The organism is Novosphingobium aureum (genome assembly GCF_015865035.1).
Lineage (GTDB): Bacteria > Pseudomonadota > Alphaproteobacteria > Sphingomonadales > Sphingomonadaceae > Novosphingobium > Novosphingobium aureum.
In genome coordinates this window covers 2,579,472-2,598,553 of the sequence record NZ_JADZGI010000001.1, presented here as the reverse complement: position 1 = coordinate 2,598,553, position 19,082 = coordinate 2,579,472, and the positions used below count along the sequence as shown (strand labels likewise).

The 19,082-nt window shown below is 62.3% G+C and carries 17 protein-coding genes; 10 read left to right on the top strand and 7 right to left on the bottom strand.

Annotated features, from left to right (window positions below):
• Positions 1–85: 85 nt before the first annotated feature.
• Genes I5E68_RS12145 through I5E68_RS12135 form a run of 3 tightly spaced genes read right to left on the bottom strand, consistent with a single transcriptional unit; the run spans position 86 to position 4,436 of the window.
• Positions 86–1,009, bottom strand: coding sequence for a sulfotransferase family protein (locus I5E68_RS12145; RefSeq protein WP_197164050.1), 924 nt, complete (start codon positions 1,007–1,009; stop codon positions 86–88).
• Complete coding sequence (locus I5E68_RS12140; protein ID WP_197164048.1) at positions 1,006–2,271, bottom strand: DegT/DnrJ/EryC1/StrS family aminotransferase; 1,266 nt, start codon at positions 2,269–2,271, stop codon at positions 1,006–1,008. The genes I5E68_RS12145 and I5E68_RS12140 overlap by 4 nt, the downstream gene beginning before the upstream one ends.
• A complete protein-coding gene (locus tag I5E68_RS12135; RefSeq protein ID WP_197164046.1) occupies positions 2,268–4,436 on the bottom strand; it encodes a nucleoside-diphosphate sugar epimerase/dehydratase in 2,169 nt (722 codons plus the stop codon). Before I5E68_RS12135 ends, I5E68_RS12140 begins: the two co-directional genes overlap by 4 nt.
• A gap of 536 nt (positions 4,437–4,972) precedes the next feature.
• Between I5E68_RS12135 and I5E68_RS12130 the strand changes: the two genes are divergently transcribed.
• The 5 genes from I5E68_RS12130 to I5E68_RS12110 all read left to right on the top strand — a co-directional run bounded on the left by I5E68_RS12130 (position 4,973) and on the right by I5E68_RS12110 (position 10,864).
• Complete coding sequence (locus tag I5E68_RS12130) at positions 4,973–6,343, top strand: glycosyltransferase family 4 protein (protein ID WP_197164044.1); 1,371 nt, start codon at positions 4,973–4,975, stop codon at positions 6,341–6,343.
• Positions 6,312–7,343 carry a methionyl-tRNA formyltransferase gene (locus I5E68_RS12125; RefSeq protein WP_197164042.1) on the top strand — a complete coding sequence of 344 codons (1,032 nt, stop codon included), beginning with the start codon at positions 6,312–6,314 and terminating at the stop codon, positions 7,341–7,343. Before I5E68_RS12130 ends, I5E68_RS12125 begins: the two co-directional genes overlap by 32 nt.
• Before the next feature lie 8 nt (positions 7,344–7,351).
• Positions 7,352–8,038, top strand: a complete 687-nt coding sequence (locus tag I5E68_RS12120; protein ID WP_197164040.1) for a PIG-L deacetylase family protein — start codon at positions 7,352–7,354, stop codon at positions 8,036–8,038.
• Positions 8,039–8,608: 570 nt separating this feature from the next.
• Complete coding sequence (locus tag I5E68_RS12115) at positions 8,609–9,355, top strand: response regulator transcription factor (RefSeq protein WP_197164038.1); 747 nt, start codon at positions 8,609–8,611, stop codon at positions 9,353–9,355.
• Between the two features lie 279 nt (positions 9,356–9,634).
• On the top strand, positions 9,635–10,864 hold the full coding sequence (locus I5E68_RS12110) for an MFS transporter (protein WP_197164036.1): 1,230 nt from the start codon (positions 9,635–9,637) through the stop codon (positions 10,862–10,864).
• A 140-nt stretch (positions 10,865–11,004) separates the two neighbouring features.
• Here the strand turns inward: I5E68_RS12110 and I5E68_RS20385 are convergent, their stop codons facing one another.
• On the bottom strand, positions 11,005–12,051 hold the full coding sequence (locus I5E68_RS20385) for a nitroreductase family protein (protein WP_197164034.1): 1,047 nt from the start codon (positions 12,049–12,051) through the stop codon (positions 11,005–11,007).
• Positions 12,052–13,115: 1,064 nt separating this feature from the next.
• Between I5E68_RS20385 and I5E68_RS12100 the strand changes: the two genes are divergently transcribed.
• The 5 genes from I5E68_RS12100 (at position 13,116) to nhaA (ending at position 17,690) form a co-directional block, all read left to right on the top strand.
• Positions 13,116–14,933: an SLC13 family permease gene (locus tag I5E68_RS12100; RefSeq protein ID WP_323982153.1), complete on the top strand. Its 1,818-nt coding sequence runs from the start codon at positions 13,116–13,118 to the stop codon at positions 14,931–14,933.
• A gap of 220 nt (positions 14,934–15,153) precedes the next feature.
• Positions 15,154–15,360, top strand: coding sequence for a cold-shock protein (locus I5E68_RS12095; RefSeq protein WP_197164032.1), 207 nt, complete (start codon positions 15,154–15,156; stop codon positions 15,358–15,360).
• 65 nt (positions 15,361–15,425) lie between these two features.
• On the top strand, positions 15,426–15,593 hold the full coding sequence (locus I5E68_RS12090) for a hypothetical protein (RefSeq protein WP_197164030.1): 168 nt from the start codon (positions 15,426–15,428) through the stop codon (positions 15,591–15,593).
• A gap of 434 nt (positions 15,594–16,027) precedes the next feature.
• Complete coding sequence (locus I5E68_RS12085) at positions 16,028–16,264, top strand: hypothetical protein (RefSeq protein ID WP_197164028.1); 237 nt, start codon at positions 16,028–16,030, stop codon at positions 16,262–16,264.
• Positions 16,265–16,304: 40 nt separating this feature from the next.
• Positions 16,305–17,690: a Na+/H+ antiporter NhaA gene (nhaA, locus tag I5E68_RS12080; RefSeq protein ID WP_197164817.1), complete on the top strand. Its 1,386-nt coding sequence runs from the start codon at positions 16,305–16,307 to the stop codon at positions 17,688–17,690.
• Here nhaA and I5E68_RS12075 read toward each other — a convergent pair.
• The 3 genes from I5E68_RS12075 to I5E68_RS12065 all read right to left on the bottom strand — a co-directional run bounded on the left by I5E68_RS12075 (position 17,615) and on the right by I5E68_RS12065 (position 19,074).
• On the bottom strand, positions 17,615–18,493 hold the full coding sequence (locus I5E68_RS12075) for a transglutaminase family protein (protein WP_197164025.1): 879 nt from the start codon (positions 18,491–18,493) through the stop codon (positions 17,615–17,617). The genes nhaA and I5E68_RS12075 overlap by 76 nt on opposite strands.
• A gap of 6 nt (positions 18,494–18,499) precedes the next feature.
• Complete coding sequence (locus I5E68_RS12070) at positions 18,500–18,766, bottom strand: hypothetical protein (RefSeq protein ID WP_197164023.1); 267 nt, start codon at positions 18,764–18,766, stop codon at positions 18,500–18,502.
• Between the two features lie 131 nt (positions 18,767–18,897).
• Complete coding sequence (locus tag I5E68_RS12065; RefSeq protein ID WP_159108060.1) at positions 18,898–19,074, bottom strand: hypothetical protein; 177 nt, start codon at positions 19,072–19,074, stop codon at positions 18,898–18,900.
• Positions 19,075–19,082: the final 8 nt, after the last annotated feature.

The following is a 19,082-nucleotide window of genomic DNA, read 5'->3' as shown; positions in this document are numbered from 1 at the left end:
TAAGCGAAAGCTGGAGATTCTCATTGGTTATTGTGGGTGATCACCCGTCAACTTGGGCGAGGGGCTTGCCCAATTCGGGCGGGCCTCAAGAACGGCCGTGTTGCCTGCTTGCACCCGGCGAGCACTGCCAGTGCGAAAGATCGATACCGAGCATCTGTTCGAGCCGCTCGGTATCGCTGGCGTAGAAGTCGCATAGTCTCGCGCGAAGGTCTGCGCTGAGCGGAGGATAGGCGATCTCGCGTGCGAACAGGGCCCTCGTGCCTTCGAAGACCGGGGTGCCGCGCCAGGGACGCACCGCACGCTTGAAAGGGGAGAGCGCCTTGCGCAGCGGTAGCGGCAGGATCGCAGTGCTGCTGTCGTTCTCGGTGCGCGCGGCGTGGGGTTCCACAAGGACCGGCGTCACGCCGATATGGTGCGAGACCGCCTCGATGATCGCGCGCGGGCGCTGCGCCACGTCCTCGTGGCAGAAGGCGAGCAGGGCCTCGCGCGGGAACAGCTCGAGCCAGCGTTCGAGATGGCGCGCATAAAGTCCGTCGAACAAGAAGCGCTGGTAGGCCGATCCGGGCCGGGTGAGATAGGCCTCGGGCGGGCCCTTCACGGTGCCGCGGCGGTAGAGCATCTTGTAGTCCGAATAGGCGCGTTCCACCGGGTCGCGCAACAGGACCGCGAGGCGCACTTCGGGCAACATGCGGGCCATTCGCGCGGCAGCCATGGGGTGCGCGAGGTAGTCGGCCGACTTCTCGCCGATGACCCGCACCCCGCTCGGGCGTTGTTCGAAGAAAGTGCGGTAATGCGCTTCGCCAGCATCGTAACCGCTGCTGAAGAAATGTGGCTCGCAGGCAGGCATGAACACATCGGGATTTTCCCGCAGCCGCATCTGGATCCAGGTCGTCGCCGCCTTGACAGCGCCGATGACCACGAACGAGGGGTGCCAGCCTGCATCCTCCGACGCGGCGCGTTGCGCGATGGGAGGGGGTGCTCCGGAGTGCGATGCAGCGGTCGTCGTCATGCCTCGAGAATATCTTGCATGAGGACGTCCTGCAGTCCTCGGGCCATGCGGATCATGTCCGCTTCGTCCAGGGTATGGTCGCAGGGCAGCATTACACTGCGTGCGCCCAGTGCGGCTGCCTGCGGCAGGTCGCCGTCGCGTCCCGGTGGCAGGCCATCGAAAGCGGGTTCGCGGCTCATGTCCGGACACGAGCCGGGCGCTGCGGGGATGCCGCGCGCGAGCAGGGCGCGCACCGCTTCACCACGGCGCCGTTCCATCGTCGCACCATCGCCTTCGAGCAGGACGTAGGCCTTGTAGCCGGCGTGCCCGGCATGGGCCGGGGGCTGGGGAAGGATCAGTCCGGGCACCTGCTCGAGTGCCTCGCGCAGGCTGGCGAGGTTGGCCTGTCGCTGCGCCAGCCACCGCGGCAGCTTGGCCAGCTGGCGTCGCCCGATCGCGGCCTGCATCTCGGTCATGCGCGCATTGGTCCCGGCACGCACGTGGATATAGCGAAATTCGCCGGCGATGCCCTTGCCGTCGGTGGCCCGTGCATGGTCTTTGCCATGGTCCTTGATCGACCAGGCCTTGCGCCAGATCTCGGGCGAGCGGGTCAGCAGCAGTCCGCCTTCGCCGCCGGTCGACATGATCTTGTCGGTGCAGAACGAGAATGAGGAGATGTCGCCGAAGCTGCCTACGCGCTGCCCGCGCCAGTGCGCGCCGTGCGCCTGCGCACAGTCCTCGACGAGGAACAGGCCATGGGTGCGGCACAGGGCGACCAGCGCGTCCATGTCGCACGGCCAGCCGGCAAGGTGCACACACAGTATCGCCCGGGTCATGGGACCGATCATGCGCTCGACCGAGGCCGGGTCGATGTTCTGGCTGAATGGGTCGACATCGGCGAAGACAGGCGTGGCCCCGCAGGCGAGCACGCAGCTGGCCGAGGCGAAGAAGCTGCGTGCCGGAACCACCACTTCGTCGCCGGGCCCGATGCCGAGCGCCCTCAGGCCGACTTCAAGCGAGACCGTGCCGTTGGCTAGGCACATGCCCGCCAGAGGCTCCTTGCCGGGCTCGTCACCGCAACCGTCTGTCGCGCCGATGAAGGCAGCGAATTCACTGGCGAGCGCGCGCGTCTGCTCGCCATGGAGGAGGGCATTGACACGGCCGCTCTCGAGTACTGCCGTGACGGCGGCGATCTCGTCGGGCTCATGGCGCGGCCATTGCGAGCGGACCGGTGGTATGCCGATGTCCGGGGGCGTTTCCGCGATGGATCGTGGAAGGCTCATGCGGGGCTCATTCCCGTGGTACCGGCTGGCTGGTGGGCCTTGCCTGACGTGGTACTCGCGACGCCTGCGGCTGCGGGCGGTGCCTGGACAATGCCGGGAATTCCCGCGTTCTGCTCGCCCACGAGCTGGAAGGTGACTCCGCCTGAGGGTATCTTGACCAGGGTATGGGTGATGCGCCGGGCCTCGGCATGGTCACCAAGCTCGACCGCGCGGGCGAGGCGGTCGATGCTGCGCGAGATGTGCGGCAACGGGATCGGACGCGACTTCGCCTCGAAGATGCCCTTGATCCCCGAGGGCAGCTGCTCCTCGCAGGTGTCGAACAGTTCCTCGTAGAGCTTCTCTCCCGGGCGCAGGCCGACGAACCTGACCGGGACGTCGATCTCCGGCTGGAGCCCGTAGAGGCGGATCATGCGATAGGCGAGGTCGACGATGCGCACCGGCTTGCCCATGTCGAGGACGAAGATCGACCCGCGCTGGGAGTCCTGCCCCAGCGCCGCGGCGCTGCTCTGCAGGATCAGCTGGACCGCCTCGCGCACGGTCATGAAGAAGCGCTCGATGTCCGGGTGCGTGACGGTCAGAGGGCGCCCTTCGCGCAACTGGCGATGGAACAGCGGTACAATCGAGCCGCTCGACCCCAGCACGTTTCCGAAGCGCACGGTCATGAAACGCGGTGCGTCGGGATCGTCGGCGCCGCACATGTCGAGCGCTTGGCTGTAGAGTTCTCCCACCCGCTTGGTCGCTCCCATCATCCCGACCGGATTGACCGCCTTGTCGGTCGACACTTGGACCATCGCCTCGGTACCGAACTCGCAAACCGCGTCGGCGACGATCCGGGTGCCAAGGATATTGGTGTGCACCCCGGCGCAGGGGTTCTGTTCGACGATCGGCACGTGCTTGAGCGCGGCGGCGTGGTAGACGATGCGCGGGCGGTGCTTGTCGAAGACTGCGCGGACCTCGTCGCGGTTGCGGATATTGACCAGCTCGGTGCAGATATCGAGGTCCGGAAACCGCTCGCGCAGCTTCATCTCGATCGCGTAGAGCATGTACTCGCTGTGATCGAGCACGACGAGGCGCGAGGGGCGAAAGGCGGCGAGCTGCCAGCAAAGCTCGCCGCCGATGGTACCGCCCCCGCCGGTAACCAGCACACAGCGCCCCGAGACCTGGCTCGAGACTTGCTCGCCCTCAAGCGAGAACTCGCTGCGTCCGAGCAGGTCCTTGACCGAAAGCTCGGCATCGGGCGCGATGGTGCTGGTCTGCTGGAGCATCTGGCTCCACCCGTCGCGGATGCGCGAGAGCTTTAGCTTCAGGTTGCGCGCCTTCGAGCTGAGCCGGGCCATCTCGCGATTGGACAACTCGTTGCCGTCGTCGCAGGCAATCACGAGGGAGGGACGCTTGCCGCGCGCTTCGAGCTTGTCGACCGCGCAGCCCAGATCTCCGTGGCAACCCAGGACCGGAACGTTGGCGATCTGCATCAGCGTCTCGGCCGCAGAAGGCAGGAGGATACCCGCGACCACGAACGAGGGGGTCTGTTCGCGCCGCAGCATGTCGATGATCGAGACCACCCAGTCGGGCGAGCCCACGAGAATGGCGTGCGGCAGGTCGGGATCGGTGTCGGCGCGCGGGCGATAGCAAGCCGCCCGGGTCAGGTGCTCGTGCAGGGCGCGGCGAAGCCCGCGCGCGCCGATCATCGCGCCCATTCCCAGAAGCCAGTGGACAAGCATGACCACGGCAAGGTGACCCTGCTCGGCGCGCACCGCCGGAAACAGGCAAGCAATGGACCAGCCGGTGACGAAGGCAGGAAGCGTCGCCAGCAGCAGGTGTACCGCGTGAGCGAAGCGGAAGAAGCGCCAGTTCCTGCGATACATGCCAAAGAGATAGAGCACCCCGAGCGTGCCGCTGGCGGTCGCGGCGGTGATCCAGGTGACGTAGTCGACATGCGGGAAAGGGCCGCTACCGACCAGCAGGAAGGCGATGACGAACGTCGCGGAGATGGCCACGAAGTCGATGCCCAGCAGCATCTGGCTGCGCAGGGCGCGGCGCAGCGAGAAGCGCTCCAGCGAGGTGCGCCGGTGGGCATCGGCGCTGTCGAGGCGCCGGACCCCGATCAGCCTGCCCTGGAAGCCGCGTTCCGGACCTGCCCGCTCGCCGGTTGATGTCTGTGTCATGCTTGCTGCCCTGGCTCTGGGGGAACCTCGCGGACGCGGTTCGGGTGCGGGCTGGCCGCGTTTAACCGTGTCAGGCAACAAGGCTATGGCCGAGCAGGCCCTTGCGCACGTGATCATAGAGCCATCAGTCGGAATCGTCGCGAACGCTGCCGAGAGGGTGACACCGAACCGGATAGGGAGCCGCGCGCACCCAATTGGGCCTGTGCAGGTACGATGCGACATATCGAAATCGATCCGGGCTATCCCAACGGCTATCGCCGGATTGGGTCCTTTGCGGGAGGTTCGCGGCGCGGCATCATTCCCGATGATATCGCAGCGGGGGTGTGAGCGCCGCCGAGGTGCATCCTGCGAAGGGATTCGGGGCCTGGCGCATCGCGCTTCAGGTTCGGTTCGCACAAGGAAGTGCCAGGCGGCTCTCGATGTCTTCCGCATTCAGCCAGGAAGCCGGTCTAATCGACACGCCCTGCTTCCGGGGGCGGTACCACCTCGCAGCCGGGGGTGGTCCGCGACCCAAACTGCCGAGGTTCGTACCGCGCATGAAAGTCCTCGTTCTTTCAAGTCTGGCCTACTCGCTGACCAATTTCCGGGGCGCGCTGCTGCAGGCCATGCGTGCGAACGGACACGAGGTCGTTGCCGTGGCGCCCGACCGCGACGAAGCGGTTGAAGAAGCGCTGGCAAAGATGGGCGTGCAGTTTCGCCAGATTCCGATGGAGCGAACCGGCACCAGTCCGCTGGCCGACCTTCGTCTGCTGGCCGACTACATGAAGCTCATGGCGCGCGAGCGCCCCGATCTCGTTCTGGCCTATACCCAAAAGCCGATCATCTACGGAGGGCTCGCCGCGAGGGCGATGCGGGTGCGGCGCTTCTTCGCGCTGATGTCGGGACTTGGCTACGTCTTCAGCGAGGGCACGGCGCGCCGGCCGATATTGCGCCGCGTCGTCGCGCGGCTCTACCGCGAGGCGGTGCGCCGCGCGCGCGCCATCTTCGTTTTCAACGCGGACGACCGCGAGGACATGATCGCGCTGGGTATCGTCAGCCCATCGCAAAGCGTGATCAAGGTACCCGGTTCGGGCGTCGACCTCGATCACTTCGCGCAGCAACCCCTGCCGCGCGATGGCTTGCGCTTCCTGCTGGTGGGCAGGTTGATGCAGGACAAGGGCATCCACGAATTCGCGATGGCTGCCGAACAGATCGCGCGTGAGCATCCCGATTGCACGTTCAGCGTACTGGGTCACTACGACCGGGTCAGCCCGACCGGCATCGACGAGGCTGAATGCGCGAGGCTGGCACGGCGCTACCCGGTGCGCTTCATCCCGGGCAGCAGCGACGTACGCCCCTATCTGGCCAGTGCTTCGGTCTTCGTGCTGCCCTCGTACTATCGAGAGGGGCTGCCGCGCACCATCCTCGAAGCGATGGCGACCGGACGCGCGGTGATAACCACGGACATGCCCGGCTGCCGCGAGCCGGTCGTTGAGGGCGAAAACGGCTTTCTCGTCGCACCGCGCGACGCAGCCAGCCTGCGCCGTGCGATGGAACACTTCATCGAGGTGCCGGGGCTGGCCGCGAGCATGGGCCAGCGCTCTCGCGAACTCGCCGAGAAGGTCTACGACGTACACAAGGTCAATCACGTGCTGCTCGACGAGATGGATTTGCTGGTGCCCATGTGGAGTTCGCAAGGCAGCCATGACGAGGCTGGCACGCAAGCCGCGGCTACGCGCGCGACGGGACAGCCCGCGCAAGAGCCGGGGCAAGAGGACCTATCGACAGGGATTGACGGGGCGCAGGCCGGGACAGGGCATCTTGCGCCGCCAGTCGCACCGATGCTGGCAGGGCTTGAGGCGATCGCCAGGCAACCATCGGGTGGGGAGGGCGAGAATGGCATCGCTGCCGACCGTGTCCCGGGTTGAGCTCGCGGCGCCTCCGGTGGCAGGGCGTGCCTCCGAACGATCGGGGCACCTCGCCTTGCGCGCCGTAGTGATCGGAGCAGTGGGGTCGACGCGGGTGCTCATAGAGGAGCTGGCGCGCGCGCCGGGCTGGGAGCTGCCTCTCGTCGTGACCCTGCCACCTGCCTTGCATGGCCGCCACTCCGATATCGAGGACCTTGCCGGTCCGGCAAAGGCGGCAGGCGCCGACCTCGTCCATGTAGAGCGCAGCGACGATGCCAGTGTCGGCGCGCTGCTGCGTGCACTGGAGCCGGACTACCTGTTCGTCATCGGCTGGTCTCAGATCGTCGCGCCCGCCGTGCTCGCTTGTGCGCGGCTGGGCGCGATCGGTTACCATCCAGCGCCGCTACCGCGGCTGCGCGGCCGCGCGCCGATACCCTGGACGATCCTGCTCGGCGAACCCATCACGGCCTCCAGCCTGTTCTGGATCGGCGAGGGTGTCGATGACGGCGATCTGCTGGCGCAGGAATACTTCCACGTCGCACCCGACGAGACCGCTCGCACGCTCTACGACCGCCACATCGCTGCCTTGCGTTCGATGCTCGCCCAGGCGCTTGTGCGACTGGCGGCGGGCGAAGCGCCGCGCAAGGTGCAGGATGAACGCCACGCGACCTGGTCGGCGCGGCGCATTCCGGCAGACGGCGAGATCGACTGGAACCTGGATGCGGACTCGATCGATCGTCTGGTCCGCGCGGTCGGGCGACCCTATCCCGGAGCCTTTACCCATGTCGGCGGGCGCCGCGTCACGATCTGGTCGGCACGTCCGGTGGCCGGAGCGCAGCGGCACCACGCCTTGCCCGGGCAAGTGGTCGAGCAGAGCGATAGCGCCTTGCTGGTGATGACCGGAGAGGGTCTGCTCGAAGTCGACGACTGGCAGGTCGAGGACGAGGGCGCGCCGCCGCGCCGCCATGCTGTCCTGGGACGCCAGGCCGCGGGCAGGGTGGCCTCGGGACGCGGAGGCTGAGGGCCGCGATGTCGCTCGAACATTTTGGACGCGTGCTGGTCGTCGCGCCACATCCCGACGACGAGATTCTGGGCTGTGGCGGAACGATTGCGCGGCTGGCGCAGGCTGGCCACGAGGTCGAGGTGTGTCTCGTTACGCGCGGGCAGCCTCCCGCATTCTCTCCCGAGGGGGTCGAACAGGTCTTGTGCGAGATGGAGCGTGCCCATGCCCATGTCGGGGTACTTGCCTGCCATCGTCTCGATTTGCCTGCGGCCGGACTGGAGATGGTCCCGGCCGCCGAGCTCAATGCAGCGCTGGCCAAGGTCGTTTCGCAAGTCCGGCCAGATACGCTGATGCTGCCGTTCCTCGGCGATATCCACCGCGATCACCAGCTCGCGTTTCTCGGTGCGATGGTCGCGGCGCGGCCGCGTGACAACCATGCTCCGTCGCGCATACTGTGCTACGAGACGCTGTCCGAGACCAATTGGTATGCCCCGCCAGTAACACCGGCTTTCGTACCCAACATGTTCATCGACATCTCGCAAACCCTCGAGACCAAGCTCGAGGCCTTCGCGATGTTCGCCAGTCAGGTGAAGAGCTTTCCCGACGAACGCTCGCCGCGCACGATCGAGTGTCTCGCCCGGCTGCGCGGTTCTTGCGTCCACCTCGAGGCGGCAGAGGCATTCATGATGATCCGTGAGATCGTCCGATCCTGACGCGCTGATCTATCGCACTCGATCGTATACGTTTCGCCAGTCATTCGCGTGTCTTGCGCAGGCGAATGTGAACGGCGATTCGGGGCTTTGCCCATGCTTCGGGTGCGTCATAGCGTTCATTGCTGGAGGCCGCTTGAATAGCGCATAAAGAATTCATGTTTCGCATCTCACTGATCGCAATGGAAAATTAGGTCTAACTACCTAATTGGGATTATTTTACTGAAAATTTATTATTTCCAGTATTTTGCTGCCTCATGAACGGAAATTAACAATCAATAAGTCATTGATGGTTCATCAAAATGTATGTCAATGTTCTGCTTCGTGTCTCGATATGGGGCGCGAGGGGTGCTCGACTCCTTAGGTCATTGTGATCTACTGTTGTTCTTACTGATGGGAGGGTGAGTCATTTCGGGGGTAATCAATAGAGCCTGAAATCACATCTCTAGGTCGCCTTGGTAACGGGGGGATCCGCTGCGAAGGTGCTTGTCCGATAAATAGACGCCCAGAGCGCGTGGCAAGATAATACTTAATTTGGGTCGTCTGTAATTCCATTAGTTGGAGACGTAGACGATGACGCTTGCAGTAACCGAAATTCCAGTCGCCATTGTTGGTTTCAACCCGCTCGTGCGGGCAGGAATCTGCAATATCCTCAGCTCGAGCGAGTTTCACTGCGCCGAGTACCACGACTGCTCGCGCGATGCCTTGCGATCGGGTAGCCTCGTAGAACAGCAGCTTGCGATTTTCGATGTCAGTTCACCTGACGAGGACATCCAGCTGCTTTCCGAGATCAGCGAAAATTGCCCCGAACTGCGGATCGCGGCACTGGTCGATGATTTCGACATTGGGCGCATGCTCGACGTGTTCCAGGCCGGGGCTGACGCCTATATCCTCAAGGAAATCGGATCCGATCCACTGATCGAGTCCCTGCGCCTTGTGCATCAGGGCGAAAAGGTGCTTCCCAGCGCGCTGCTCGATCACCTGCCTCGCAAGCAGGCCCTCCTCGAAGGGCAGAGCGAAGTGCAGGTGCAGCTTGGAGAACTGCTTTCCGAGCGGGAGATCGACACCTTGCGCTGCCTCGTCATGGGCTATCCCAACAAGGTGATCGCCTATCGCCTCGATATCAGCGAGGCGACGGTGAAGGTCCACGTCAAGGCGATCCTGCGCAAGCTCATGGTGCAGAACCGGACCCAGGCCGCGATCTGGGCGGTCAACCAGGGGCTCGACTGCAATTTCGGTGATCTGCGCGATGGACCCGAGATCGCAGCTGCCAGCGTGCTGAATGACGGTGCGATGCCGGCAATTTCGCTGGCAAGCTGACGCTGTCGGCAACCGCGGGTGCGAATATACCCGGTTGATACCGGGGGTGGCGTGCTCGCAGTGACTTGCGGATGGGGCCGCAAGCCACGATTTTCCTACCAGCTGTCGGGTCGGATAGAACGGCGCCTTGCGCCGGAGGCGTTGGACCAGACCGCACATCTTCATCATTCTGGCGTAAGATGAGCATGTTTCCCGCAATGCGGGGAAAGTGTTCGCGAAATCCTGCGGGCGAGGGCGCCTGATTGCGCTCTGCTGCGGGCAGGGGCATAGCCTCGCGCGATGGACCTTGAGAAGATCACCCCCGGAACGCCCGCCTATCGTGCGCTGTGCATCGCCATGCTGTTCGCTGGCCTTTCCACCTTCGCGCTGCTCTACTGTACGCAGCCGCTCTTGCCGCATTTCAGCGAGGCCTACGGTCTCTCTGCCGAGCAATCCAGCCTCGCGGTCTCGCTGGCAACCGGGCCAATGGCCTTCATTCTGCTCGTTGCAGGGATGGTCTCCGATCGGTTCGGCAGGCGTCCGCTGATGATTGCCTCGCTCCTTTTGGCGGCGCTGTTGACGATCGTGCTCGGGTTCCTGCCCGACTGGCCCAGCCTGCTAGCGGCACGCCTCGCCTGCGGGCTAGCGTTGGCCGGGGTTCCGGCCGTCGCCATGGCCTATATCAGCGAGGAGGTGGAGGACGGGGCCGTCGGGCGTGCAATGGGTTTGTACATTGCCGGTTCGGCAGTCGGGGGCATGAGCGGGCGCCTGCTGGTGAGCGTGGTGACCGAGTTCTTCGGCTGGCGCAGCGCGCTGGCTTTGACCGGCTTCGTCGGGCTGGCGATCGCGCTGGTGTTCTGGCGGATCCTGCCGCATTCGCGCCATTTCGAGGTGCGCCGCCATTCGCTCGCGGGCTATGCCGCCGGCTTCCCGCGCCTGTTCGCGGACAAGGCGCTGCCCTGGCTGTTTCTAGAGGCCTTCCTGATCATGGGCGCCTTCATCTCGATCTACAACTATGCCGGCTATCGACTGCTGGCGCCGCCCTATTCACTCTCGCAGGCTGAGGTGGGCCTGATTTTCCTGCTCTACCTGCTGGGTTCCTTCAGTTCGGCGGTTACCGGCCATGTTTCCGCGCGACTGGGGCCGCGCAAGAGCCTGTGGCTGCCGCTGGTACTGTTCCTGCCCGGCATCGCCCTGACCGGGGCAGGGCCGCTCCCACTGGTGATTGCCGGCATCGCCTTGGTGACGGTCGCCTTCTTCGCGGCGCATTCGATTGCCTCGTCGTGGGTCGGAAGGCGCGCGCGCAGCGACCGCGCCCAGGCGACGGCGTGCTACCTGTTCTTCTACTACATGGGGTCGAGCGTCCTTGGTTCCGCCGGCGGTTACGCCTGGAGCCACGGTGGCTGGAGTGGGGTGACGGTCTTTTCAGGCGCGTTGGTCGCGCTCGCTCTGCTGATTGCCGTCAGGCTCTATCGGGTCCGTCCGCTCGCGCCGCCGAGGCCGCTCGGTCCTGCCATTCCTGCCGATTGACGACACCGGCTTCCGGCCCTGCTCGGGTTAAAGCGCCTAACGTTGGAAGCTGCTGAGTACGTGTCGTTAATCGTCAGCTCGAGGAGGCGGCCGTTCGCGCCCCGCAGCACCCGCGATGGTGCTGCAAAGCGCAAGGCGCATCACGCGCTTTCGGACCAATCCGCGATCACGCGGCTGATCGAGGCGGGGTCCTTGCGGATCGAGAACGGAACCTCGAACTCGTCCTGCAGGTGGCCGATAGCGACGAGCATGATGATCGACTCCCACGGGTTCGCGCCGATCAGTTTGCGCATCGCGTCCGACTGGGCATTGGTCTTGCTCCAGTTGAGGCAGCAGGTGCCAAGACCGTTCATGTGCAGTCCGTAGAGGAAGGACATCGCGAACAGGCCGCCGTCGATCCAGCCCTGGTTGCGCTCGGTGATGTGCGAGAAGCTGCGCGTGTCTGTGGTGACTACCGCGACCTTGTTCACGCCTTCGGCAAAACCGCGTGCACCGCCTTGCAGCTTGAGCGCAGCCTCGATCAGCTTCTTGTCGGTGATCACGTGCACGAAGCCGGACTGTCGGTTGCAGACCGCAGGCGCCTTCTGGGCGACCTTGATCGCAGTTTCTATCAGCCCGAGGTCGACATCTTCCTCGGTGAACTTGCGGATCGAGTGGCGATGGAGGAAGAAATTCTCGTCGGTGCCTTGCGTCGCGGCGAGGATGTCGCGCTTGTAGACCTTGCGCAGGCCGCCCATCTGGCTCTCGCTCGAAGGGATCTCGGCGACGAGTTCGCCGATGCTGCGCTTGTAAGGGTAATCGTCCACACCGATGCTGTCGTGGAACGCGGCATAGGCGGCCAGCACGTCGCGTGCGCTGCGCAGTTCGGGGCCGTCCTCGTAGAGCTCGCGGTAAGTGCGCATGTAGTCGATCAGGTTGGCCAGGTGCACTGCGCCGAAGCGGGGGCGCGGCGCGGGAAGCGACAGCCCCTTCTCGATGTTGTGATAGGTCTGCGTGATGCGTGCAGAAAGCTGGCCGATCGGGCTGACGTTGAGGGTGCCCGAGTGCGTCAGGTAATGCTTGGCGTCGCGGACGGCCTCGGCAACGATGGTCGGGACATAGTAAATCGATCTAGCGAGCTTCTTGCGCAAGGTCGGAACGTGGCCGGCTCCGAGAAGCCGCTTCGACAAGGATTTATCTTCGCTCACCAATTATTCCCGTGTGTTGATGCCTCGCCGTTTCCTAGGCTGAAGTCGGCGTGCTCTCAACAGTCATACAGGTGATATGCCCATGCGAAGGCAGGTTCAGCGCTGGGATGGGTAATCGCGCCCTGCAATCGCGACGGCTTGTACGAGAATGTCGCGATAGAAGCGGGCTACTAAAACCGAAGCGGGCAATAAAAAAGCCCAGCGTTGCCGCTGGACTTTTTTAATTGGTCGGGGAGAGAGGATTCGAACCTCCGGCCCCTGCCTCCCGAAGACAGTGTACCTGCGCATTTTTGGCAGTTTTCCGCGCTTTCTCGTCGGGCGTTCTTGCCGTTTATTACCCTGTATTCTTGATTTGTTCACGGTGTAAGGTTCACACCGAACCTACAACCCCTGTCTTCGTGGGGTTTGGAAAAAGTGTCATTCTTTCAACGTGATGTCAGGGCGTGGGGCTCACGGGGCTATGGATACAGAGCTTTGCTGAATGGCTCGAACGGCATGCCGTCGAACTGGGACCGGAACGATTGCTCACCTTCGCGCCTCGGATTTAGCAATTCGGCGATCGGACACTTGTGTCCGACCAAGGCAGCAATGGGCCGGTAGGCGCCCGTCCGGTTTAGAGCTGGGGTCCCGGGATAGCCGACTCTCGCGTGGGGCGGCAGCCGACCATTCTGAGACGCTCACGGGCCGTCTCCGGCCTCCAGTTAGCCGTCATGTCCTGACTGCGCTCAGGTCCACCGATCATGTCGGCTTTCGCCGCCATAGCCGCCGTTCAAGGCTGAAGCTGAGGCCTTCAAAACTTGTCTTACGTTCATCGATTAATGGGTGCGCCCGATTGACTGATCTCGGCCGCGATTTACCGAAGACACAGTTGCTCGCATATTTTGCCCGCCGCTAATGTCGAAGCGTGCTAGCCCGTGCCACATGTCAACGAAGTCCACAGCACAGCACGTCAGCGAATTTCTCGACGAATGGCAGGCTACGACGGTGATGGTGCAGGAACGCGTCGGCCGTGGCGACAGTGCGTTCCTACAGGTTCCCGTTGATATTCAAGCAGGGAGAGTTTTTTGATTGCTCCGTCCCCACATGCGATCGGAGCGATGTTGATCGCGGTAACGGCGTTCTGGTTTTTTGCGAGCGGCCGTATCCGGATAGAGATTGTCTCGCTCGTTCTGATCGCCGTGCTCGCGGTTGGCGCCTATTTTTTCCCGATCGAGCATGATGGTTCGTACACCGGGTTGGAAATTGCCTTTGGCGGATTTGGCCATGAAGCGCTGATCGCAATTTGCGCCCTGATGATCCTCGGGCGCGGGCTGGTTGTTACGGGTGCACTTGAACCGGCAGGACGTTTGCTCACGCGTCTGTGGAAGTTCAGCAGATTGCTGGGTCTTCTGTTCTCGCTCGTGGTCGGTGGCCTCATGAGCATGTTCGTGAATGACACGCCGGTGCTCGTCCTGACCATGCCGATCATGATCAACCTGGCCATCCGCGCTGGTGTACCTGCATCAAAGACGTTGATGCCGATGAATTGCGCCATTCTGATCGGCGGGATGGCAACTACGATCGGAACCTCCACCAATCTGCTGGTGGTTTCCATTGCAGAGGATCTTGGCCTTCCCCGATTTGGCATATTCCATTTTACCGATGTGGCGCTTCTCGCCGCCCTGGTTGCGCTGCCATACCTCTGGCTTGTCATGCCGCGCCTGCTGCCTGCTCACAGCGCGGATGACGAGCAGTTGACTCGTCGATTTCGGTCCATGCTCTTCCCACGGGAAGCCTCGCCTGCAATCGGCCAATCCCTGAAGGCTCTGCGCAAAAGGTTCGATGGGGCGCTTGAAGTGGTCGGGGCTGTTCGCAAGGGCAGCTTGCAGTCCGATTCTCGGTTCATTGTAGAATTTGGCGATGCCATAGAGGTCGAGGGCACAAGCGCCGAGTTACAGGAACTCAGTTCGGCGATGAAAATGCCCCTCGTGCGCCCGGCAATGATGGAGACCGTCGAGACCTTTGCCGGAGACAAGGGTGAAGGCCAGGTGATGGCGGAGCTCGTCATTGGAGCGGATTCCTCGCTCATCGGGCAGACTATCAGATCAGCACAAGTCATCGACCGTTATGGCGTTGCAGTCATGGGGCTTCATCATCCGGAACAAGCGCTTTTTCCTGGCAGGTCCAGGGCCGACGTTGAACGCTTGGAAGTTGGCGATGTGCTGTGGGTCCAGGGTGGCAGCGCTGCGTTGGACCAAATCCAGATCAGCGAAGGCACAATGATGCTTGAGGGCGCAGCGGAAATTCCGCGTACGGCGAAGGCTGGCCCTGCCTTGCTGATATTTGCGGGAGTTGTCCTGCTTGCGGCGCTGCATCTTGTCCCCATTGCAGTCGCGGCCCTTGCCGGATCGATCGTCATGCTGGCGACGGGATGCGTGAAGTTCGATCGGTTGGGCCAGGCCTTGAGCGCCAAAGTTATCGTGCTTGTCGCTGCCAGCATCGCGCTTGGCCGGGCATTACTGGAAACGGGCGCAGCGGAGTGGCTTGGCAGTTCGCTTGCGCTTGGGATGCAGGGCTTTCCAGGAGCGGTAGTCCTGGCGATCATGATGGCCTTTGCGACATTGCTCACCAATTTCTCGTCAAACACAGCGGCTGCAGCGGTAGGCACGCCCATCGCGGTGAGCCTGGCCGAAAAGCTTGCCATACCGGCGGAGCCACTGGTTCTTGCCGTGCTGTTCGGTTGCAACCTGTGTTATGCCACTCCCATCGCCTACCAGACGAACATCCTGATCATGAGCGCGGGCGGGTATCATTTCCGGGATTATGTGCGCGCCGGGCTGCCCCTTGTCCTGCTGATGATTTGCACGCTTTCGGTGTTGCTGGTCTGGAAATACCAACTTTGAGAAATATGGCCCATTCGAGCCCTTCGTAGGAGAAGGCGCCCCATCGTCTCAATATTCTCACTTCGACCTTGTTTTTTGCGGTGGCGCACTCCATTTCACAATAGCTACCTGTTGCGAACGACGGTGACTGGCGTAGCCGAAACGCCTCTTTCCTTCTTTTACGCCTTTAGCTGCGGATGCAGCCCATCAGGGCTCTCCCAGAGCGGAAGGAATGCGCGTGATGACCCAGCACGGGAAGGTCAGCCACTACAATGATACAACTGGCACGGGCTTCATTGCACCCGAGAAGGGTGGCGGCCCCTTGCCTTTCAGGTGGGCCGATCTCCAGGACAAAGCTCAATTGCCGAAGCAGAATGACCGCTACGGGTACGATACGCAATCTGACCATGATGGCGAAATTTGCGCCGTGGACCTGAAGAAGGCCTGATCAGAAGTAAACTCGCCCGGCGGGAAATCCCCCATTGGGTGGCTCCAACCAGGAAAGGAGCAGTGATGGATCTCAATCAGCTTTACGCCAACCATCAACGTGCCCTCGTCAATGCGCGGCGGTCGGAGGGGCCCGAAGATCGGCAGACCTACTTCGATCTGGTGGAATATTATGCGAAGCGCATCGGCCAATATCGGCATGACGCCGGCCTGCCGCGATATCATTGGAAATGAGAGGCGTCGGGCGATGAAAGAGCAATCTCCCGGTTTTCCCTTCGATGCGGAACCTCCGGCGGAGCTCGTCGAGAGACGCGCCGCACTTACCTTTCAGGAACGTGAGATCTCTGCGCTGGAACGGATTTCCGATCAGCTTGCCTTGTTGAAGGACATGTTTGCCGTTTGTCGCGAGCAAGATCCCCCGGCAGTGACATCTACGTCAAGCCGACCACAAGGATTTCGGGAAGGTGCGGTCGAAAGAAACGCGCGCAGTCCGCACGAGCCGGAGATCCCAGCCGGGATCACAGCGAGTACCGTGACGAACTACCGGGTCGGTCCTTACAATTATACGGACCTCGAGCTCGCAAAGGCTGAATTGGAGCGCCAGCGATCTGCCCGATAGGCCAGCTTCAGTGACAGTCTCCGCACCAGGAACGAAAAAGGAAACGAAAATGGAAGCCGAAGCAACCGAGCTGGAGCGCAGAGTACTCGCGCATGCCAGGATTCTTCAGTCGTTGATCTGCTTTCTTGCAGAGAGCCAGCCCGAAATTCTCGAGCGCTTGAAGTCAGCCTTCGGCTCCGGCCATAACGTTGGGGAATACGAGCAAGACTACAGTTCAACCGAACAATATGGCGACATGTTCGTCAGGATGATCGAAAAGGAAATCGCTCGCGGTGCGCCTCACTGATCGCGCCCTCCGATTTTGACCTTCCGACGAGGCATGGAACATTATCGATAAGAACAGGAACCAGGGTCTTCCGATCGAAGTCGCCGATCGCGTAACCAGGCCATTTGCGCGCTTCCTCAAGATTGAGGCTGCGGCAGGGGGACTGTTACTCCTTTGCGCCATGGTCGCACTGGTGTTGGCCAACTCGCCCTTCTCCGCCCCTTTCCTGAACTTCTGGAAGATGCCGATAGGCCTTCAGGTGGGTCAGCTGGATTTCACCCGCTCGTTGCACCATTGGATCAACGATGCCTTGATGACCTTGTTCTTTTTCATCGTCTCGCTCGAACTCAAGCGGGAATTCGCTCTGGGCGAGCTCCGCAATCCGCGAGCCGCGGCCTTGCCCTTCCTGGCCGCGCTCGGCGGCATGGCGGTTCCCGTCTCCATCTATCTCGTCCTCATGAACGGGCAGCCCGGTGTACACGGCTGGGGAACCGTGATGGCGACCGATACGGCCTTTGTAATCGGCGGCCTTGCGCTGTTTGGATCATCCATACCTGCGCAGTTGCGGATATTTCTGGTTTCTCTGGCGATCTTCGATGACGTTGGCGCCATATCCGTCGTTGCGGTCGCATATGGTGAGACACTGAACTTCGGTGCGCTTGGCCTGGCAATGCTTAGTCTTGGCGTTGTGGCGATTTCCGCTCGCATAGGAATCAGGAGCATCCCGGTCTATTTTGTGCTCGGCGGTGGCATCTGGCTATGCTTCGATGCCTCCGGTCTTCATGCGACAATTGCCGGCGTAATTCTCGGCTTGATGACCCCCGCCCGCGCGTGGGTTGGGGATGAGCGTCTACGTTCCATCATGAGTAAATTGACGGCCTACCCAACTGGCGAGCATTGGAGCGGCGACACATCGGAACGCCATGATCTGAGGGAAACCGGGCGTGCGATCGAGGAATCGCTCTCTCCCTTGGAACGCCTGGAAATGATGCTGCACCCTTGGGTCGGGTTTGCGGTCATGCCTATTTTTGCACTGGCCAACGCCGGTGTGGCATTTTCGGGAGTCGATCTGGACCAGCGGGTCTCCGCTGCCATCTTCGCGGGCCTGGTGGTCGGCAAACCGACAGGTGTCCTGCTGTTCGCATGGTTGGCGGTGCGCTTCCGTGTCGCAACACTCGGTAACGGGCTCGACTGGATATTGCTGGTGGCCGGAGCCTTTCTGACGGGAATCGGCTTCACGATGTCCATCTTCATTTCGAACCTGGCTTTCACTTCGGCATTGCTGCCGGCTGCCAAGCTGGGAGTTTTCCTGGGGTCGGCGATGTCCGCGACAATCGGGCTGCTGATCCTGTTCTGGTGGACATCGAGAAATCAGGAGCAAACGTCCGAAGAGACGACGGAGACCTCGACGTTCATCGCATCCACCAGTCCCGACAAGCCCACATAGGTTCCGGCGACCGGAATTGTTTGCCCGATTTCGCGGGCTACTGCCACAGGCACGAGATTGGCCCCGCCAACGCTGCGGTTGGTCGGATCGAAGGGGATCCATCCGGCTCCCGGCACAAAAACTTCTGCCCAGGCGTGCGTCGACCCGGCCCCCGAAGTGCCGTCCAGAATTTGATCCGGATTGTGGAGATAGCCGGAAATGATCCTCGCCCCGAAGCCGAGGCTTCTGGCCGCTTCGACAAACAGCACAGCAAAATCCCGGCACGAGCCCCAGCCGCGGTTCAAGGTTTGCTCTGGCGACTGAGTACCCTGATCCTCGCGCGACTGGTATGCGATCCACCCGGTCACGCCAGCGCTCAGATCCTTGAGCATGGCCAGTGTATCGGTCGGATTGCCACCAACGAACGCCTGTGCCCAATTGCGCAATCTGCTGTCCGGATCAGGATAACTCTGCACGGTCAGGGCACCGAGGTCGGTCCATTCGTCGTCAGCGTAGAGGAAGGGGTAGGAAATTGCGGACGCCGCTATGTCGAACACGGGCCATGCGGCCGCTTCGAGTTGCACGCGCGCGGAGCTTTCGATGACGAGCTCGTCGGTCAGGTCCGCGAACACCGCTGTCGCGACGGCATTCCCGAAGACGTCATGCGCCCAGGACACCTGAGCTTGCGGGAGGACCGTGAGATCGAATGTCTTGAGGCGGACCTCGCAGCTTTCGCGCGGCCGAAGCATAAGCCGGTGCGGCCCGAACTGAACCGGCACCTGATAGTGGTAGCTTGTGCGATGCCTGATGAGCAGTTCCTCCATGAGCTATCAAACGTCCGCGAAACCGCGATCCGGATTCTCGCTGAAACTTCGTAGGTCGTGGTCGTCGCTCCGCTGCTGCTGCACGTGCATGATTTCGGCGATCGCGCGTGTGCGGCGCTTTCGAGCTTCCCGCCGTTCTGCTGCCGTCGCTTCATGCCCCCAGGCGATTGCAGCTCTCAGAGCCACAATCCGGACGTTTTCGAGCGGCTCGCTCTGGGCGCGTTCCCATTGAATGGCTTCCTGTGCGCGGCACTGGTCGGATGTAAGTTCCATTGGAGGTCCTTTCCTGGACGGTGAGCATGGATCGGACTCAATTGTTCATGGCAAGTCTGGCGCCGAGTGGCCCGGCCGCTTGCACGACAATTGGCCAGCCCGGCTTTCAATCAGAGGTTCCAGGGAGCGCCTCAGAATGCGATCTCTCTTCGCTTCGCCTCGGCAAGCGCATCGGCGAGCTTCGAATAGCGATAAGGCCCAACCAGATAAACTGCAGCGGGCACGCGCGTGATGCCGTATCGCTGCATTGCTTCCAGTTCGGCATCGCTTGCGTCCTCAATCGGGTGTGCTGTTGGATTGTCGGTCATATTTATTC

Coding starts and splice junctions, on each gene's coding strand:
- I5E68_RS12145 (WP_197164050.1), bottom strand. CDS start 1,009: ATGACGACGACCGCTGCATCGCACTCCGGAGCACCCCCTCCCATCGCG.
- I5E68_RS12140 (WP_197164048.1), bottom strand. CDS start 2,271: ATGAGCCTTCCACGATCCATCGCGGAAACGCCCCCGGACATCGGCATA.
- I5E68_RS12135 (WP_197164046.1), bottom strand. CDS start 4,436: ATGACACAGACATCAACCGGCGAGCGGGCAGGTCCGGAACGCGGCTTC.
- I5E68_RS12130 (WP_197164044.1), top strand. CDS start 4,973: ATGAAAGTCCTCGTTCTTTCAAGTCTGGCCTACTCGCTGACCAATTTC.
- I5E68_RS12125 (WP_197164042.1), top strand. CDS start 6,312: ATGGCATCGCTGCCGACCGTGTCCCGGGTTGAGCTCGCGGCGCCTCCG.
- I5E68_RS12120 (WP_197164040.1), top strand. CDS start 7,352: ATGTCGCTCGAACATTTTGGACGCGTGCTGGTCGTCGCGCCACATCCC.
- I5E68_RS12115 (WP_197164038.1), top strand. CDS start 8,609: ATGACGCTTGCAGTAACCGAAATTCCAGTCGCCATTGTTGGTTTCAAC.
- I5E68_RS12110 (WP_197164036.1), top strand. CDS start 9,635: ATGGACCTTGAGAAGATCACCCCCGGAACGCCCGCCTATCGTGCGCTG.
- I5E68_RS12095 (WP_197164032.1), top strand. CDS start 15,154: ATGACCCAGCACGGGAAGGTCAGCCACTACAATGATACAACTGGCACG.
- I5E68_RS12090 (WP_197164030.1), top strand. CDS start 15,426: ATGGATCTCAATCAGCTTTACGCCAACCATCAACGTGCCCTCGTCAAT.
- I5E68_RS12085 (WP_197164028.1), top strand. CDS start 16,028: ATGGAAGCCGAAGCAACCGAGCTGGAGCGCAGAGTACTCGCGCATGCC.
- I5E68_RS12075 (WP_197164025.1), bottom strand. CDS start 18,493: ATGGAGGAACTGCTCATCAGGCATCGCACAAGCTACCACTATCAGGTG.
- I5E68_RS12070 (WP_197164023.1), bottom strand. CDS start 18,766: ATGGAACTTACATCCGACCAGTGCCGCGCACAGGAAGCCATTCAATGG.
- I5E68_RS12065 (WP_159108060.1), bottom strand. CDS start 19,074: ATGACCGACAATCCAACAGCACACCCGATTGAGGACGCAAGCGATGCC.